This is a genomic window from Sulfitobacter sp. 1A12157, assembly GCF_043557345.1.
Classification (GTDB): Bacteria; Pseudomonadota; Alphaproteobacteria; order Rhodobacterales; family Rhodobacteraceae; genus Sulfitobacter.
Map to the genome: position 1 here is coordinate 133205 of NZ_JBIFFV010000010.1, position 17703 is coordinate 150907.

Consider the following 17703-nt stretch of genomic DNA (forward strand, 5'->3'; position numbering starts at 1 on the left):
TGAATATGCGCAGTTGGAGTGGTTAAGAGCATTTTGTAGCGACTTACCCAAATGGGCTTCATTTAGCTAGGAATCTTTACACCCCCCTTTCGAAGGGTCCGGGCGAACTCCCGAAAATTCGGTCCCTCATTGTTGAAATTGAGAGTATTGAGGTCCAAGATTTCCTGGTCGAACGCTTTCTGTGCCTCTCGCCGAGGATCAGCATCTGACATGTAGCGTGATTTTAAATACAGAAGTCGAACATCATTTTCTGCCGAATGGTCTATGATAGAAGTATCGAAGGTGTCGAATTCGACTTTGACCCGGGTCATCAATCGCGGCAGAAATGATGTCTCAAAATCGGCATAGGTTAGGGCGGTCAGCTTGCGACTGTTTATGTGTATTTTAAGAAGAGTTGCTTCGGACAGATCACCCGCCAGTCTCTCCGCGAGTGCCACATACCCCCGAAGCCCGACGGATAGTTCCTGGCGCCTATGGGCTAGGAATTGAAATCTGCCTTGTTCTAAATACCCAACTCCTGCAGCGGCTGCCGCAGCCGCATCTTCTAGCAGAAGATCTTGGTTTCCGATTGAATAGAGGAGCTCTTGTCCAGCTTCCTGCGCTCTCTTGTGGCTGCCAAAAAAAGCCCGAATATCGCGCCTCAGTTCTGGAGGAAATGAGCCATACGATCTTCTTTGCGAGAATGCGTGCATTGCGAAGTGGAGGGTTAGGTCTTCAGTTCTGGTAGCAACGATTTCTTCAAGTTCTTCATGACCTATGTCTGCAATTGCTTGACCTGCCGCATACTGAAGGCCCTGTTTCGAGCGCGAAAGCTTTGTCACAAGGCTTTTGGGAAGTTCTGAGATGTCGGGCTGGCGGCCAAGGCCCCTGATCTCAGCAGCCAGGTCTCTTATTATTGTTTTGTTAAGGGTTTCGGTGGGTTTATTTGGGATGCCTTTGTGCGTCGCACTTGGTTTTGGGACGGAGCGGTACTCACGCCCCTTGAAACCTATTTGACGTCTTAGCAGATATCTCTGCTCTTCTAACTCGTCCCGAAAGACCAAAAATATGCCTTGGCCTACAGCCATGGGTTCGACATTCAAAACGTTTCTGATGAACTCTCTGAGTTCAGCCTGGGTATAGTACTTTTGGAATGTCTGTCGGGACGTCAAATATCCGTCACGGTAGGGCCGCGCGCCAGTCAGGTCAGCCTTGCCGTACAGCATGACGGATACGGCTAAGCAAAGATCTGTTAGGCTGAAGGCGCGCTTAAGTGCCTCCGAACGCTCTTCAGGATCTTCAATAACGTTAAGAACAAACCCAAGATTGGTCACTTGGCTCTTTTTTAGGGTACTAGGATCGGGTTGATAGTGGGGGTCCCAACCTTCGACGGTATAGCCATCAGACTGTAGGGCTCGGATGTCATCACCTTGACCGCATCCATAGTCCAAAACGGTTCTATCGTGACGGATCAGACCACTTGTAAACAGCAGGTACATTGGCGCAGAGAGCGCAGCTCGCGTAATCGCCGTTTTGTGGCGCTCAACAATGTTTCTCTCTAGGCCATTCATGACATCGGTTGATGTCTTGGCGGCCTCTTTTGAGATAGAACCGCTCTGCACGATGTTTGGACCCTCGACGGTCAATCCGGCTTCAGCCAGTGTCTTCATCCAAATCCGCCGCGTTCCCTTGTTTGCCATGTCCTTAAAGAGCCCCTTGCCCTCTAAGGACTGCGTCACCTTTGCAAAGTCATCTCTTAGCGGATGATCCGGGGCTAGGAGTAGCTCCTTTCTGTGGAGAATGGGTGGGTTTGCGTCAGAATATTTTCTTAGTTTTGCGCCTTCTTCTGCGAGGTTGACGAGTAGGCTGGCCCGCAGCTCTGGAAAAGCCACTGCGTTGAAGTCTTGATAGTCCAAAAACGAGAAGGTCTGTTCGCTTTCCCCCGAGATCTTGAGCACTGACCATTGGAAATCGTCCGGAACCCTCTGCAGAGCAAGGCTCAGCTTATCCTTCGTGCTCGTCTGAAGGTGGTAAACCGCGCTACGATGCACGTAGATCGCCTGGCCTACCTTTTTTCCAACCGCACTTTGAAGAGATTCTTTATTTTGCAAGTTTCACCTCTCGTGTCTGGATCTTTCTAAAAGTTCTTTTGAAACATCCTACCTGACCAAGAGGCGATCGAGCTAGAGTACTGCAATTATGGCTTCGGCAGCTTCTAAAGCTTCATCCGATGTATTGGTGTGCCCAAAACTAAAGCGTATGGAGGCTTGTGCTTCATCTGAAGTGAGCCCGACTGCACGGAGTACGTAGCTTGGTTCCGGAATTCCCGAAGAGCAGGCCGAACCTGTAGAAGCTGACACGATGGGTTGTAATCGTTGAAGTATTTCTCCGGCATCGCGTCCTTCGAACCTTAGATTCGCATTGCCAGGATGGCGCGAGCAAAGCTTATCTCCATTTAATCCAATATAGTCGCGATTCGATTGCAATTTGTGTACGAAGAGATTTCGTAGACCTGCGACCCGCGCTCTCAAAGCAGTACCGGCTTCAGAGGCATAAAACTCCGCCGCTGAGCCAAGACCAACACACAAGGGAAGGGGCAGTGTTCCAGACCGAAACCCACCCTCTTGCCCACCTCCGTGAAACAGAGGTTCAATCCGGTCCTTCAACTCACGGCTCACATAGAGTGCGCCCACCCCCATTGGCCCACCAAATTTATGCCCCGATAAACTAACCATGTCAGCCAAATCTGAATATTCTTGGAGATTGACTGCGCTTGGTGCCTGAGCGAAGTCGGAATGGAGGATTGCGCCCATCTCGCGGCAAAGTGCTGATATTGAGCCAAGATCTTGGATGGTCCCAATCTCATTGTTGACCAATGCCACGCTTACCAGAAGAACATTCTCGCTTAGCATGTCTTGCAGTTTGTCGAGGTTAACGTGGCCTTTCCCGTTGACCGGAATCTCTCGAGCCGTAAATCCCTTCGTCTGAGCTACACTGGCTGCACTTTCCAATACGCACTTATGCTCCGTAGCGGAAACAAGGATAGTCGTGCGCTTACCTTGCCGTTGTTTCGGAGTGCTCAGACCCTTAATGGCAAGATTGTTCGCCTCTGTAGCGCCGGATGTAAAAATAATCTCATCCGGATCGACTCCAAGGAGGTTGGCCACTTTGGCCCTTGCAGTCTCGGTAGCCCTATTTGCAGTCCACCCTATGGAATGTTCGGAGGAGTGCGGATTGCCATGGAACTCAGCCCAAAACGGCTGCATTGCGGCCCGAACTGTTGGCAGCATCGGAGTGCTTGCTTGATGGTCAAGGTATATCGTCAAAGGGTTTTCCTGCCAAATCGAGGGTTATCTGTAGACCAAGCTTGATCCTGGGGTCAAGCACCAGGTGATCGTTGACGTTCCCCTTCGAGGATCTCTATAACCACCACTAAGCGGGGTAGCAGATTAATGAAAAAGCAAACAACATTCACACAGGACTACAAGCCGCAGTTCTCCGGCCACGAGACCTTTCCGTTGCGCTACGGATGGTTGGAAAAGGCTTTTGAAGCCGTTGATGCTAGCGGCCTAAATAACAAAAGAATTTTTTCAGAGAGCGAGGCGATCGCGCATTTTGGCGTGGGAAAGAACATGGTGGCGGCAATTCGATTTTGGGCACAGGTCGCAGGGATTCTTACTACGGATGGTAAAGATGTAAGGACGACCGAGTTTGCTCAGAAATTATTTGGGCCCAATGGTTGCGATCCATACCTCGAAAGCGCTTCGTCTCTTTGGAAGATACACTGGGATATCGCCTCTAATCCTAAGCATACAGCCACCTATTGGTTGTTCAATGTTTTCAGTGAACCCAACTTTGATCGCGATACTGTTCTGCGAAGACTGATGGAATTTATTGGTCAGCGTGGTTGGAAATTGCCGACAGAGAAAACGCTATCAAACGATATCGGCGTATTATTGGCTAACTACGTGCCTAGCGTTCCAAAGCGGGGCCCAAGCGAAGAGGCATTCAATTCTCCGCTGGCCGAGCTGGGACTAATACGGCGGCGTTCTAATGGAAAATTTAGTATGAATCTGGGGCGAAAGCCAAACTTGTCTGACGGCGTTTTCCTCTATGCGGTGTGCGATTTTTGGGAGCGAACGTCGTCCGCAAATACACTTAGCGTCCAGACAATGCTATTGGAGCCCGGGTCTCCTGGAAGGGTTTTCGCACTTGAAGAGTCGGAGCTGATTGATCGATTGGCCGATGTAGCTGATATGACCGACGGATTGATCTCTTGGTCGGAGACAGCTGGATTGAAGCAGCTCCTCAGGTCTGGGGAATTTTCCACAGATTTTGTAGAGAACCTATGGTCCACGGACATTTCCGCACTGAGGGGGTTAAATGCCGCTTAACGAAATTGTTTCGGTGAATGGACGCTTCCTGCGATCTGTTCGAATTGATCAAGATGATCGCAATGAAGCCCTCGATGGCTTTGTCTTTTCATCATCAGTACGGGAAATTCTCGGAAACTTTTCACACCAACAATTTGAGAGCGGGCAAGGTGCGTTCACCTGGACCGGTCCATATGGTAGCGGTAAGTCGAGCCTTGCCCTTGCCCTCTCTGCGTTGTTGAGCGGAAGTAAGCAAGAGCGGGCTATGGCTGCCCGGAAAACTGACCCAGTGTTCGCAAAGGAGCTATGGAGGTTGCTCCCTCCGAAGCGAGATGGCTGGAAGTGTGTGTCGATCGTAGGGCGTAGCGCGGAACCATTCCAGCTGATTGGTGATGGTATCAAGGATGCAGGACTTGCAGCGCGCCATAGGAAGTTTGATACGCCTCACAAAGTCATTGAGTACTTACAGTATCTTGCCTCTGCGGAAAGTAAAAATTCGGGTGGTCTGATCCTCTTTTTGGATGAAATGGGGAAGCTCCTTGAACACGCCGCCTCGTCATCAGGAGATGCATATTTTTTCCAGCTGCTTGGTGAAGCGGCTTCGAGAAGCAGCGGCCGCCTCATCGTTGTCGGTATCCTGCATCAGTCATTCCAAGAATATGCAAGCCGTTTGGCGCGCGATATTAAAGACGAGTGGGGAAAGATCCAAGGTCGCTTTATTGACATTCCGGTCAACGTAACTGGCGATGAACAGATTGAACTGGTGAGCAAGGCTATCATAGCTCGAGATCGGCCGGGCAGCGCTAGACAAAATGCGGAGGCCGCTGTCGAACTACTTGTCGAAGCTCGGCGGGGCGCACCTGCGGTTTTGAAAGAGTTACTCACAAACGCTTGGCCTCTTAACCCGCTTGTTACATTGGTGCTCGGACCTGCATCCCGACGGAGTTACGGGCAAAACCAGCGTAGCATTTTTAGCTTTCTAGGGTCATCCGAGCTGTTTGGCTTTCAGGACTACCTTAAGAAGGTGCCCATAGAGGAGTCGAAAGATTACGGATTGGCGGATCTTTGGGATTATCTCGATTTCAATCTGCAAGCTGCAATTGCCGTGTCTTTGGATAGCCATCACTTCGCAAACGCGAGGGATGCAATTGCGCGGTGGGAAGCGAAAGATGGTGGTGAGTTCGGTGTGCAACTGCTTAAGTCGTTAGCCATATTAGAGCTAACACAAAAGCAAACCGGAGTAGGCGCGACGTTGGACGCACTTTGCTTGTCAATAAACCAAACAAGGACTGTAGTTGAGGAAATTTTGTCAGAACTTGAGGCAGCGTCAATTGTTGTTTTCCGAAAGTTCAGGGGCACTTACTCTCTCTTTGATGGCAGCGACTTTGATATTGAAGTGGCGCTGGATGAGGCATTGAGAGAAAGATCGAGCACCGATCTCAGCTCAGTTTCAAAGGTTTTGTCTTCATCAAATATCGTGGCGAAACGCCACTATCGTGAAACTGGTGCTCTGCGCTGGTGCGAACTCAAGGTAATGCTCGAGAGCCAGGTAGAGAGCTACGCTACCAGCTTTGTGCCTACAAATGGATGCTTCGGCGCAATTATCATTGCACTGGATGATGCGACGCCAAATATTGTTGAAGATTTCGAAGAGTATGGGTGGGCGGGCGACTTTGCGGTAATGCGGTCTGAAAAGTCGAAGAATCTCGTGGCACTCGCACGAGAGCACTCTGCTTTGAGAGATATCTTGGCATCGAATGCCGAGATACATCGGGACAAAATTGCGCGCAGAGAGCTTAACGATCGTATCGAGGCGATCGGGGGCAGAATTGAGCACGAAGTCTGGCAAGTGATCGCAAGCGCCGAATGGCAAACTGCAATTGCTGATCTTCCGGCTCCAGCGCGTCGAAACCTTTCAGCTTTGGTGTCAGAGATGGCAGACCGCCGTTTTCCGATGTCGCCAAAGTTAAATAACGAATTGCTAAACCGGACCAAGCCATCCGCATCTGCCAATTCGGCTCTCAAGTTGTTGTTGCACGCCTCTGTCCTAAAAGAAGGCACTCCTGGACTGGGGTTTAAAAAGTTCCCAGCAGAAAAAGCTCTGTTCGTATCGCTTGTGGAGGCTAATGGACTGTACCTAGAAGAAGGCAACGAATGGCAGTTTGTGCCACCATCCGGAGAGGACCCCGCAAATCTGTTACCCATTTGGAAAGCAACCAGAGCCTTCTTGAAGAAGCGGGGTAACCGCAACGTACAACTTACCGACGTTTATGACCTATGGCGGGCACCTCCATTTGGATTGAAAGACGGATTGATGCCGTTTCTTGCTGTAATGTTCATGCTAGCTGAACGACGAAACCTATCGAACTATCGGGAAGGTATTTTTCTGTCGACTATTTCGGATGTGGACGTGGACTATGTTCTGAAAGCGCCGCAAATGGTCCAGCTACGCTGGATCGAAATGAACCGAACGACCAAGAAGCTACTTACTGAGCTGGCAAACGCGGTCGGTGAAGTAGTGGACAAACCAATATCAAATCTAAGTCCGCTAGAAGTTGGACGGGCGCTCATTGCTGCTTACGAAACTTCAGCACCTTGGGTTCAACGAACCGCGCGTCTTCCTGAGCACGCAAAGAAAGTTAGAGCGCTCTTCAAGCGTTCTAATGACCCACAGAAATTTGCCTTTGACGACATTCCTGCCCTCTATGGACAGGACGTCGACATCCTCACAGATAAAGGTATCTCTGAGATCGCGCAAAACATCAAAGAAGGTCTCATTGAAATCCGCGCGGCTTACCCTGCGATGCTCACAAGAATGCGCGAACACATTCTGAATGAGTTACAAGTTCACGGGCGCACTGCGAAGGCGTACCGAGAGCTGAATGAACGCGCGAAAAATATCCGAGATGTTGCAGGGGACTTGCGGCTTCGATCTTTCATCACCCAACTCACAAGCTTCGGAGATGACCTACAGTCGATGGAGGCACTCGCGGGGCTGGGCATCAACAAGCCTGCTAAAGCTTGGATCGATAGCGACATAGACCGGGCATTTGTTCAACTCACTTTGCTTGCGCAACAGTTCAACCAGCACGAATCTGTCGCGCGTGTGGCCGGGCGGAAGGACAAGCGATCGGCAATGGCTTTGATTGTCAGCGTTGATAATCGGCCTACGCCCATGATGGAGGAATTTGATGTCTTGGAGACCGAAGATGAGGAAGTGAACAAACTTAGTAACAAAATTGAAGAGGTATTGCAGCAGGCTGCGGAAGGCACCGGTAGAAATGTAATCCTGGCTGCTTTGGCGAAAGTCGGTGCTGCGAGGATCAAACAGTTAGGCGAAAGTGAGGAAGTAGATGGCTGACAAAGTAAAACATGTTCTAGGTTTGTCTGGGGGCAAAGACAGTTCAGCCCTCGCGATCTACATGAGCCAGGCTCACCCAGAACTCGATATCGAGTATTTCTTCACTGACACGGGCGAAGAACTGGAAGAGGTGTATGAGTATCTAGCAATGCTTGAGGGTTTCCTTGGCAAGAAGATCCGGTACCTAGACCCAGGGCGAGATTTTAAGTTTTACCTAGCTCAGTATAATCAATTCCTTCCGTCCGCTCAGACCCGTTGGTGTACGAAAGACCTAAAGATTAAACCTTTTGAAAAGTGGGTCAGATCGGAATTTACCGAGGCGGGATACACTGTTTACAGTTATGTCGCAATCCGTGCTGATGAAGATTTTCGGCAAGGCCTGAACTCGAAGAATGGAAATTTGATTACCAAACTGCCTTTCAAAGATGATGGGATCGACAAAGCAGGTGTTTTGGAAATTCTTGAGAACTCGGGGCTTGGTCTTCCAGCATACTATGATTGGCGTTCCAGGAGTGGCTGCACGTTTTGTTTCTTTCAACAAAAAATTGAGTGGGTTGGGCTAAAAGAGCGTCACCCTGAAGCCTTCGAGAGGGCTAAGCAAATGGAGAAGACCTCTCTAGACCACGGGTCACCGTTTTCATGGAGCGAAGGGGAGACTCTGCTCGAGTTGGAAAAGCCTGAACGCATTGCTCAAATTCGCGCAGACCATGAAAAGCGCGTCGAGAGAGCTAAGGCGAAAAGGAAGGTTGATCCTTTACGGCCGGAACAAGGCGCTGTTGACCTAGATGATATCTATGGCCAACAGAAGGTATGTTTGGCGTGCCACAAGTGAGTCAAACTACCAGCGGGACGAACAAGTCCGGGTAAGGACCATCCCGTTAGGAGAGGCGCTCTAAACAGCCATGTGTTCCAAATCGTACTTCCGAAGCCATGGAACGAGAGGTTCGATTGAACTGGCTGGAAACAATGAGTTGCGTGCAAAATCTGCGACGCGACCAAGTTCATTACGCAAAAAGTCGACTGCTCTATTTTCGGCAGATATGTGGCCCTCGGGCATTACAACTACCAGATCATAGATCGTCGCTCTTTCCTTATCTGGTGATCTTCGAAGTATTCTTCCTCGGCGTTGAATAAATTGCCGTGGGTTGCGAGAACTTGCGACCAAGTATGCCGTTTGACATGCTGGAACGTCAATACCTTCGTCGAGGCATCGTATGGCCACCAATGCTTCAGTTTCACCGTCCTTGAATTTGCTAAGTATTTCTCGTCTTTGCTGACGGTTTTCCTCGGAGGTGAACGGGGATACACTTACACCCTTTTGCATCAACAGCTTGGCAACTGCATGCCGCTGCTTCAACTCTACTGAACTCGCCTCGAAACCTAACTCATCATCATCAGTCATCAATGTCTTTCCGTCGCTACAGTAGAAAAGCGAATGTGTTTTCACAGGATTCCTATCAAGTAAACGCTCTAGCTCAGAGATTTTGTTTTCGGCAGCTCCTACAAGGCGAGCTCTCCGCATCAATAGCGACTTTAATCTCTTTTCTCCTTTGCCTTCATCGGCGCTTGTTGTGGAAGCAAACATCCTGGCAATCTGATCACTCATTTCTATGTAGTCTTCTGCTTCCTCAAGCGTCAGCTCAACGGGTATCGGTATGTACTCATATGGTGTAAGTACGTTGTCGCGGACTGCGTCTGCGAGGTCATATTTAAAGACAGAACGATCGTAAATGGTTCGAAGCCGTTCGTTCGCTTCATCGTCGAGATAATGAAAAGGCGTCGCAGAGAGCCCAATACGAAACCGTGCCCCAGGGAGCAACTTATCAACAAAACCTCTTGAGCCATGGTGATGACATTCATCACCAATAAAGAAAGTGCGCGACAAATCAAGTTGGCTAGCAAACGATTGAAAATGCGTGGATTTTAGTGTCTTATTCACTACCACGATAGCAATGAATTCACTCTGCACTCCACGATTACGCCGAAGATAACTGTTTACCAATGGCTCCCAAGCTGATCTCGAGCCGTAGCATTGAATAGCATTGATGTTGAACATGCGGAGTTCTTCACACCATTGGTCAGCGAGGTCTTGGTAGGGGACAGCAATAACTAGAGCAATTCCTTCATTTGCTTCGATTGTCTTAGTGGCTCCGTATATTGCCGTGATGGTTTTACCAGCACCGGTCGCTAACTCAAGAATGCCGTTGTAGTCATTTCCGCTCCAAGCTCTAAGCGCTTCAAGTTGGTGTAGGCGCATAGAGAATTTTCTCCCGTGTATCTTTTCAGGAACCGATGGCTTTAAACGCTTTTCTGCTCCTCTATTTTCGAAGAATACTCTAACGCGCTCGTTCTCTACTTCAGTTGTCGGTTTATCTGGAAATCTCTCTGATACGAAGTTCAACCCCTCCTTGATAGCTTCTGGCAAGGTGCAAACGACTGTCGAGCTTTCTGTCTCACCGGACCACAATTTTGCGAAACGATCTTGGTGTCGCAGAACGTAATTTCGTTGCCCACCATTCCATGAACGAAAGACTGTTATTTCTTCGGAGTTATAGCGTGGGTCTAGAGCACTCATGGTCTCATTCATCGAGCCACTGAAGCTGATCAAGTCTCCATAGCCATCTTCCATTATGCCAATCTTTTTGTGAAATAGACCCTTTGGACGCAGCGCGACCTTCATTTCCAGGCGTCCGGCTGAGAAAAGCCATGCCAATAGACGAATGCGATACTCTAGCAAGCTGTTTGAGTTTTGCTCGATAATGCTACGAAAATCAGGAAAGACGTCAGTTGTGAAAGGTTCCGCCAAACCTTTTCGAATCGCTTCAAAATCTTCAGGCGCTACAAGCTTTCCAAAGATCAGTCTGATGCTACCTTCGTTCTCCACAATTCGCGACATCGCCTCAGGCGCTTTTAGCAAGACACCTAATGAAAAATAGCCAACAGCCCTATCATAGTTGATCGCATCGCGAAGGGATGGGAGGAAAAACTCAGAGTAAATGTTATCCACTTCAGAATCGTATTCATCTTTAAGATTCAATTTTCGGAACATTAAAATTCTGGCTCAATTATATCTGTCTCTCGATCGTTAGTTCTCGGTGGTCTCACTCCAATAGAATTGAGCCCGCGCCAAACACTGTCCTGAACATCGAGGTCAGCGTGGCGCTCTATCCATGACTGTACAAGCTCCAATCCTCCGTTCGCATATTCTTCATATGTCTGAATACAGTCCTTTTCGCGTTCAGGCCTGAGAATGTCGGAAGAACCGCTATCAGCCAAAGCTAGTGCAAAAACAACGTCTACTGCTTCATTTAACTGATACTGAGCCCCTGCAATATCCTCGGTGCCCACATGTGGATCAAGTGGTAATTTGCGGCGCTCCTTATATCCAAGTATTGCACAGAAGGTTAATGCTTCCCTTAGTGTCGGAAACATCGATGCGTCTCTCCCGCCCAAGAGCTGTAATGTGGCTTCAAATTTCTTACTACGCTTTACAGGCAAATGAATAATACGCATCAGCCTGTCACCTCCACAATGCAGGTACCTTCGATTTCACTATTATATTTCGTGAGATCATAGCTTTTGCCACGGATCTCAAGTGTCTCAGATACCTTGTTTTTCTGTTCACTGCGATTGTGCCTTGTGAGAACATACTCGCTCCCTATTTTCTTGCCCAGTGACGCCATCACTGCATCCGATGCCTGTGATGTCGAAACTAGCAAAATCACTTGAGACGCCAATTTCGGAAGAAACTCGGCAACACTACCTCGATACAATGGATCCAAATGGCCAAAAGGAGAGTCGACCACGAGCGGCGCTACGGTACCTGGCAACAAAATGTCGTCATTGTCATTTTCTCGCTCTTTGGCATATTTTGCGATTGCTCCTGTGAAAGCCAAACCAAGCAGTTGGTTTTCACCCGTACTCTTTGCTACCTCTGTCTGTCGTTCATCAAGTAGAAGGAGCTGATAGTTGCGGTCCAGCGAAACCTTTGCTGGCTTCCGCATGAACTTCTGTACAATCTCGTCAATTTCCCTCTCGATTGCTGATCTTGCATTCTCTTCTTCGCGCTTAAGCCTCTCTTCAAGGCGGTTTGTGAGTGCAGCTGAAAGTTGCGCCCTTTTGACGTAGCGCCGCGCAGCCTCCGATTTTTCAGTAAGTTGGTTGAGCTGGAGTTTTAGATTATTCTTTTGAGTTTCGTAACTATTTATCGCAGTTTTCAACTCAATTGTTCTTGCTTCTGCCTGACGCTTTTGCGTAATAGCTCGAGAGCGCGCGGCTTCCTTTTCCGATATATCCGTCAGAGGGTTTTCGGAAAGTTCCTTTGAGATTTCCAATAAATCAGAATCAAGGCGTGCAACCTCGCCCGTTAGAGTTTTTAATTCTTCATTGTTTCGCTCATAATCCACCCAGGCATTTTCTGCCTTTGCACTGAGATTTCCAAGTGCAGACGTCGTAGACATCACCCGAGACATAACTGCTTGATCTCCGGCAGTGTCTAAAAGTGACTTAATTTTTTCGAATTCAATGCTTCCTTTTTCGAAAGGTCGACCGCAAATACAGTTTTCGTCCTCTAAGATTTCATCGACAAACTTTTGATCATATGGGGCTGGGAGTTTCCCTCTGGTGTCTTCTTGTGAGATCACTTTATTAGCTTCACGGACTAGTTCCTCCGCGAGAATGGCGGTCGAATATCGTTGAAACCATTTTTGAGATCGGTCTTCTGCCTTGCTCTTATGCGTTTCCTTTAACTTGATCTGCGCTTCTAGACCGGCTCGTATTTTCTGTGCCTTTTTAGTTGGCTCAGCGCCAGCTAGTTCTTGATTTAGCCTCTCTATGCGGCTGTCCGCTGCTGAAATCTCTGTTTCTAGCTTTCCCAGTTGTTCCTCTGCACTCGCGATTCGTCCGTCGACAGTCACTATTTGGCTTTCAATATCTTGGGCTTGAGACCCAGTATTGTCCGCAGCTTGCTTGTTATAGTCTCTAAAGGCTTTCTGGAGGTCCCCAAGCGCCATCCGGGCGACAGTTGAGCCGAGAATTCCTTTTACAGCCTCACCAAATTTTTTGGCTCCTGATGAGCCTGTATAGCGACTAGTAGCCTCACCGTAGAAGAAGAAATGCGGAGCCATCTCTCGCGGAATGACTGAATTGATGAACCGGTCAGGTCTTGCTTTTGATGTCGGAACTTCACCACCGTCGAGAATTTCGCTCAATGCAAGAGGGTTTGTGGTTTCTGTTCTTTGATCATAGGTTCTGGATGCTCGGTATGTCCTTCCATCATGAATGAAATCAATTTGCACTTGTGCTTTAGACGCTCCATCTGCCTCTATGGAAAATTCATTAACGAGTTTCGTTGGGTTTTCGAACTCGTTCTCACTGGGCAAGATGCCAAAGAAGCACCAGTTTATCGCAGCCAACAGGCTCGTCTTTCCAACGCCGTTTTCCGCCCGAATAAGCGTAACATTCTTTAGAGGGTCAGTTGAAACCCACAAGTCGTTTTCACCATAAAAGCTACGCCAGTTTTTTATTCTAATAAATTCAAGTATCATTATTACACTCGATCAATATTGGCTTCGATAATTTTTTTAACTTCCGACGGAATTCCCCTCGCGGTCTCGCCATTCTCAAAATAATTGAGGCGGACCTTGTCGACGACTTGTCGTATAATTTTGTCCATCTCTTGTGCATTGAACGGATGGTCTCCTGTTGAGGTCATATTTTAAGTCTCCATTCTTGACCGCTCTTATGCTGACCGTAAGAGCTTTACCAAAGAGCTTGTTACGACAAAATAAAGTTGCTTGATGTGATCTTTGAACGCAACCCCTTGGTCGATCTCGACTTGCACTTTCTGATCCGCCGTATGAAACGCTGGGATGCCCCCGCTGGAGTTCTCGATACGGAAAGCCTACGGGCAATGCCTTCATCGAAGGGTTTAACGACAGGTTCCGTGCAGAGCGGCTGAACGCGCACTGGTTCATAGGCTATGAAGGTACGGTCGAAACATTGAAGGCTTGGCGTAGGTATTACAACGGAGAACGACCGCACGGCGCAATCGGAAACAAAGTCCCGGTGGCGCTGACGAACTTGCTAGACGCAACCAGGCCGTCTGCCTGATAAAAATGCGGAAAATGCAGTCCTGATTGAGTGCGCTTTGGGTAGCACAGCATTACCTGAAATAGCGGAGTTTAAGGTGGGCAGGTTGGCGCCTTTAAATCGTGTTTTAAGCTGCCTGTGATAATTTATGCCCATAGAATGGGTGTAGGCAGATGATTGATAGAGAAGGGGCGATCGAAGCTGGATTGAAGTATATTGCCAAAGCGATAGTGACACGCGCTGATGGACACATGTATGTTCCTATTTTCGAACGCTTGGAAGAGGAATTGCAGCGCATACGATCGGAGAGTAGTTTGAAGAGCCGCATACGCAAGATTGCAGATATAGACTAAAGCGATGATGAACTAATCCGGTGTCCTTCGTCCTCAAGTATCCTGTCAATCAATGCATGTATTTGGTCTGGGGGGCGTGGATGCCACGTCGCCGTTGGAAAAACGACTAGCTCTGCTAAAAGCGCTTGGATTTCTAGCTTCGTTCTGTTCCCATATACTTCGCGGCCGCGAATCTTCTTTATCGAATGGCCCATCATGAACCCGCGCTCTTCGTTATCTATCCGAGCTCTTCGCATCCTTGTTTCGTAGCTGTGCCGGAGGCCCGAAAGTTGGTGGTCCATTGTTGGCAGCAGATGGTTCTCTTTGAAATACTTAGCTACGGTATTGCTAAAACTTCCTTTACCACGATACGCGGGAAAGCCGAAAGGGTTTCTTCTCATCGCGTCGAGAGCGGCCCCGACGAGCGGTACTTTTCTTGTGGAGGCCCTAGTTTTGATCTCTCGCTTGTGGTCTCCGGATGTCTCTAATTTAATGTCGAGGTGTGGTACGTTTTCAGAAAGTTTAATCGATGACTTTGGCAGGTCGTAAATTTCAGTTTGTCTACATCCGGTCTCAGCACAAATGATTAGGATATCTCTGGCCTGCTGGTTCAAGCCTGCAAGTTTCTCACCAGTCAGTATCGTTTCTTTGATCCATTTGGGGGTGAACTCCGGTTTTTGATATTCTTCGGATAGTTTTTCCCAGTTGGGCTTCTCGATGGGGTTCAAATCCTTGAAAGGATTGATGTACTCATCAATCTCAAAGTTGGTGTAGAATGCGTCTACCAATGAACGAAGATACCCAATGTGTTTTTGTGCGTACGTTGTAGCGATTTCTTCCGTATACACACGGTTCACCCAGTAGCGCCTCACTAAGTACGCATCGTCTCGGGTCACATTGGCGATAGGTTTATCTTGAACGGCTGCTACAAACGCTGCGGCTGCGCGTTTATATTTATTGGCCCAAGTTCTTTTTTGACGCGCATTCTTATTTTGCACGTGCGTTGGAAGGTACTGGGCCATATTCTCGGCGGCTTCAGTTATCAAAGTTTGCGGTAACTCGAATCCTCCAAGCGTCGCCGCAAAAAGTGCGCTTTGTGCAGCTGGATCTCGGGTCTGTAGTTGCAATAACCTACCGAGGAGTGCTTCGAGGCTGCCGTTTGCAAGTTCGTTTGCGGTAGTGGGCCGCAGGCCTTCACTGTTAGCTAGCTCTACCATAGCTTTGAAAGCATCTGCCGAACTGTTGAAGGCTTTCCCCGAAGCTCGAGCTTTGAGCTCAATGAGCCATCTTTGTTTGACCTGCGGCGATAGGGCCTCTGCCTCCATCCTGCTGTCAGTCCGTAAGGACTCGGTTATGTAGGTTGAGCTGAAGACGTGCTCGTATCGTTTGGGGCGTCGCATGCGAAACCAAAATACGTTCCCGCGTTTAACCAAGTGTTTCATGTGCATTGCCAGTTCTGTATCACAAAATGTATCACAAAGCCTAGCTATGCGGTTCGCTTCCGACTGTCTATCCATCATATAATAGGTAATAAAAACAAATCGTTGGACTTTTGTTCGTTTTTGTGTGATGGCGTAAAGTGTTCCGCCCCCGGGCACCATTTTACCAAATCAGACAGGCCACACCCCTCGCCCCTCGAAGCGCGTGATTTCCCTCACCCGCAACGGAACAGGCGCGTCTTTCCCAGCGTTGTCCCGCTACCTAGTTAGAGGAGAGCAACCATGGCAAATGACGACCAAGCTAAAGGCAAGGCGAAAGACATTGGTGGCAAGCTGAAAGAAGAAGCCGGCGATGCCACAGGCAACGAAGACCTGAAGCACGAAGGTCAGGCCGATCAGGCCGAGGGCAAGGTGCAAAAGGGCCTCGGCGACGCCAAGGAAAAACTATCCGACTGATCCGCAAAAGCGCGCCTCTTCGCGGAGGCGCGCTTTTTCTATTTGGTGTGCTGCCGCGCGATCATCTTTTGATGATGATATAGAGCGCGTGGATGATCCCGGGCAAATAGCCCAGCAAAGTCAGAAGAATATTGATCCAGAAATGCTTTCCCAGACCTTCCTGCAAAAACACCCCAAGAGGGGGCAGTAGGATCGCGATGATGATGCGAATGATGTCCATGGTGTCACGCCGCCGGCTGTGCCGAGCTCCTTTATAGGTGGATTACGCCTCGCCCTAAGCTAGCTTTCTGTCATCCGAGGGCCAGCGAACCCCGGGCCGAATGACGCGCAATTAACACTCGCCGCAGCTTTTTGCGGCAATCTAGCAAAAGCCAGAGGAGGGGCAGGGTGGAGCCAGTCAAAATCATGTGGCGCCAGATCATGGAGATGGCGCGGGATACGATCGCGCTTTTGCCGCAGATCGCTGTCGCAACCCTCGTATTGATATTGACCTGGGCCATTGCCGCGCTTGGCCGGTCGCTGGTCAGTAGAACACTGTCGCGTACCAAGCTACGCCCAAGCCTTCAGGATCTCTTTACCCTACTCACGTCGATTCTCATCTGGGTCTTTGGCGTCATGGTCGCGGCCGTGATCGTCTTTCCCGGCCTCACGCCTGCCAGCATTCTGGCGGGCCTCGGCATCGGGTCGGTCGCCATCGGTTTCGCGTTCAAGGATGTCTTCGAGAATTTCCTCGCCGGGATCATCATCCTCTTTCGTCGGCAGATGCGCATGGGGGATCATATCGAATGCGAGGGGATCGAGGGCAAGGTCACCCATATTGCCATCAGGGAAAGCCATATCCGCCAGACGGACGGGCAGCTGGTGATCGTCCCCAATGCGATGCTCTTCAAGAACCCCGTCTATGTGCGCACGGATCAAAAGCACCGTCGGCAAACCGTGATCTGCGGGGTGGCCTATGATGTCGATCTGGGTGAGGCGCGGGCGGTGATCTCCGAGGCCGTCGCGCGCTGCGAGACGGTAGAGCAGGGGGAGCATCCGATTCAGGTTTTTGCGCAGGAGTTCGGGGAGTCCTCGATCAACTTCGAGGTGACCTGGTGGACGGGCTCGGCCCCGGTCGAACAGCGCCGGTCTCGGGATGAGGTGGTGACCTCGGTGAAGCGGGCGCTGGATGAAGCAGGGCTGGAAATTCCCTTCCCCTATCGCACGCTCACCTTCAAAGAGCCGCTTCCGCTCAGGCGGGCGGAGGAGGATGCAGGGGAGGGGTAGGGTGTGCGCTGCGAGTCGGCGATTTTGCCTTGTGATCCCGTGAATCGCGGTCGTCTTAGGGGCTCGGGGTGAAAGTATCGGATTTGATAGGGCAGGGGAACCCGACTTTGGCGTGCTAGTTGCGGAAAATTAGCACGCCATTCCAGCAACTTGCCGAAAGGTTCCCCGAAATATCATCTTTTCTCAAATTTCTGCTTGCGGCTTTGCGCCACTCGCCTTAGAACCCCCTTCACCGGCGGCGCTGAGGCGCACGGCGGGGCGCCAGACGGGGCGGACGGCAGCGGAGACGCGGATGTTCGGATCACGAGGTGGATAAGAATTCGAGGTTATCGAGGCGGGGCGCGCCGATAAGTTAGGGCGCATCTCAGTTTCTTTTGTCTCAACGCTGTTTGAAAATTTGATATCTG

At 49.7% G+C, this 17703-nt stretch carries 13 protein-coding genes and 1 pseudogene; 6 read left to right on the forward strand and 8 right to left on the reverse strand.

The features are described 5' to 3' along the window. Positions 1–62: 62 nt before the first annotated feature. Positions 63–2090: a DNA phosphorothioation-associated putative methyltransferase gene (locus ACGYLC_RS16195; RefSeq protein ID WP_394423895.1), complete on the reverse strand. Its 2028-nt coding sequence runs from the start codon at positions 2088–2090 to the stop codon at positions 63–65. A gap of 72 nt (positions 2091–2162) precedes the next feature. Further along, entirely contained in the window at positions 2163–3305 is a 1143-nt protein-coding gene (locus ACGYLC_RS16200) for a cysteine desulfurase family protein (RefSeq protein WP_394423896.1), read from the reverse strand. Between the two features lie 126 nt (positions 3306–3431). Between ACGYLC_RS16200 and ACGYLC_RS16205 the strand changes: the two genes are divergently transcribed. Genes ACGYLC_RS16205 through ACGYLC_RS16215 form a run of 3 tightly spaced genes read left to right on the forward strand, consistent with a single transcriptional unit; the run spans position 3432 to position 8545 of the window. Further along, positions 3432–4373, forward strand: coding sequence for a DUF4007 family protein (locus ACGYLC_RS16205; RefSeq protein ID WP_394423898.1), 942 nt, complete (start codon positions 3432–3434; stop codon positions 4371–4373). Beyond that, the gene (locus ACGYLC_RS16210; RefSeq protein ID WP_394423899.1) at positions 4363–7713 is read left to right on the forward strand and encodes a hypothetical protein; all 3351 of its coding nucleotides are present in this window, start codon (positions 4363–4365) and stop codon (positions 7711–7713) included. The genes ACGYLC_RS16205 and ACGYLC_RS16210 overlap by 11 nt, the downstream gene beginning before the upstream one ends. After that, positions 7706–8545 carry a phosphoadenosine phosphosulfate reductase family protein gene (locus ACGYLC_RS16215; protein ID WP_394423900.1) on the forward strand — a complete coding sequence of 280 codons (840 nt, stop codon included), beginning with the start codon at positions 7706–7708 and terminating at the stop codon, positions 8543–8545. Before ACGYLC_RS16210 ends, ACGYLC_RS16215 begins: the two co-directional genes overlap by 8 nt. A 60-nt stretch (positions 8546–8605) precedes the next feature. On the opposite strand, the gene ACGYLC_RS16220 is transcribed toward ACGYLC_RS16215, so the two are convergent. From ACGYLC_RS16220 to ACGYLC_RS16230, 3 genes are read right to left on the reverse strand one after another with little or no spacing between them, the layout of a single operon-like run. After that, positions 8606–10762, reverse strand: a complete 2157-nt coding sequence (locus tag ACGYLC_RS16220; protein WP_394423902.1) for a DEAD/DEAH box helicase family protein — start codon at positions 10760–10762, stop codon at positions 8606–8608. Continuing rightward, a complete protein-coding gene (locus ACGYLC_RS16225; RefSeq protein WP_394423903.1) occupies positions 10762–11226 on the reverse strand; it encodes a hypothetical protein in 465 nt (154 codons plus the stop codon). Before ACGYLC_RS16225 ends, ACGYLC_RS16220 begins: the two co-directional genes overlap by 1 nt. Further along, positions 11226–13259: an AAA family ATPase gene (locus tag ACGYLC_RS16230; RefSeq protein ID WP_394423905.1), complete on the reverse strand. Its 2034-nt coding sequence runs from the start codon at positions 13257–13259 to the stop codon at positions 11226–11228. The genes ACGYLC_RS16225 and ACGYLC_RS16230 overlap by 1 nt, the downstream gene beginning before the upstream one ends. Before the next feature lie 340 nt (positions 13260–13599). On the opposite strand from ACGYLC_RS16230, the pseudogene ACGYLC_RS16235 reads away from it, so the two are divergent. Then, positions 13600–13824 (forward strand): annotated as a pseudogene (locus ACGYLC_RS16235) (integrase core domain-containing protein); the annotation flags it as partial. Between the two features lie 328 nt (positions 13825–14152). On the opposite strand, the gene ACGYLC_RS16240 reads toward ACGYLC_RS16235, so the two are convergent. Continuing rightward, positions 14153–15736, reverse strand: coding sequence for a DUF6538 domain-containing protein (locus tag ACGYLC_RS16240; RefSeq protein ID WP_394423906.1), 1584 nt, complete (start codon positions 15734–15736; stop codon positions 14153–14155). 120 nt (positions 15737–15856) lie between these two features. Here ACGYLC_RS16240 and ACGYLC_RS16245 point away from each other — a divergent pair, with 120 nt between their 5' ends. Beyond that, positions 15857–16030 (forward strand): CsbD family protein, encoded by a 174-nt coding sequence (locus ACGYLC_RS16245; RefSeq protein WP_394423908.1) that lies wholly within the window; start codon positions 15857–15859, stop codon positions 16028–16030. Between the two features lie 61 nt (positions 16031–16091). On the opposite strand, the gene ACGYLC_RS16250 is transcribed toward ACGYLC_RS16245, so the two are convergent. Then, the gene (locus ACGYLC_RS16250; protein WP_394401336.1) at positions 16092–16250 is read right to left on the reverse strand and encodes a YqaE/Pmp3 family membrane protein; all 159 of its coding nucleotides are present in this window, start codon (positions 16248–16250) and stop codon (positions 16092–16094) included. A gap of 167 nt (positions 16251–16417) precedes the next feature. On the opposite strand from ACGYLC_RS16250, the gene ACGYLC_RS16255 reads away from it, so the two are divergent. Then, positions 16418–17296, forward strand: coding sequence for a mechanosensitive ion channel family protein (locus ACGYLC_RS16255; RefSeq protein WP_394423909.1), 879 nt, complete (start codon positions 16418–16420; stop codon positions 17294–17296). A gap of 183 nt (positions 17297–17479) precedes the next feature. Here the strand turns inward: ACGYLC_RS16255 and ACGYLC_RS16260 are convergent. Further along, the coding region (locus ACGYLC_RS16260; RefSeq protein WP_394423910.1) for a hypothetical protein at positions 17480–17703 on the reverse strand (224 nt) is incomplete at its 5' end.

Coding starts and splice junctions, on each gene's coding strand:
- ACGYLC_RS16230 (WP_394423905.1), bottom strand. CDS start 13,259: ATGATACTTGAATTTATTAGAATAAAAAACTGGCGTAGCTTTTATGGT.
- ACGYLC_RS16215 (WP_394423900.1), top strand. CDS start 7,706: ATGGCTGACAAAGTAAAACATGTTCTAGGTTTGTCTGGGGGCAAAGAC.
- ACGYLC_RS16225 (WP_394423903.1), bottom strand. CDS start 11,226: ATGCGTATTATTCATTTGCCTGTAAAGCGTAGTAAGAAATTTGAAGCC.
- ACGYLC_RS16240 (WP_394423906.1), bottom strand. CDS start 15,736: ATGGTGCCCGGGGGCGGAACACTTTACGCCATCACACAAAAACGAACA.
- ACGYLC_RS16245 (WP_394423908.1), top strand. CDS start 15,857: ATGGCAAATGACGACCAAGCTAAAGGCAAGGCGAAAGACATTGGTGGC.
- ACGYLC_RS16205 (WP_394423898.1), top strand. CDS start 3,432: ATGAAAAAGCAAACAACATTCACACAGGACTACAAGCCGCAGTTCTCC.
- ACGYLC_RS16220 (WP_394423902.1), bottom strand. CDS start 10,762: ATGTTCCGAAAATTGAATCTTAAAGATGAATACGATTCTGAAGTGGAT.
- ACGYLC_RS16210 (WP_394423899.1), top strand. CDS start 4,363: ATGCCGCTTAACGAAATTGTTTCGGTGAATGGACGCTTCCTGCGATCT.
- ACGYLC_RS16250 (WP_394401336.1), bottom strand. CDS start 16,250: ATGGACATCATTCGCATCATCATCGCGATCCTACTGCCCCCTCTTGGG.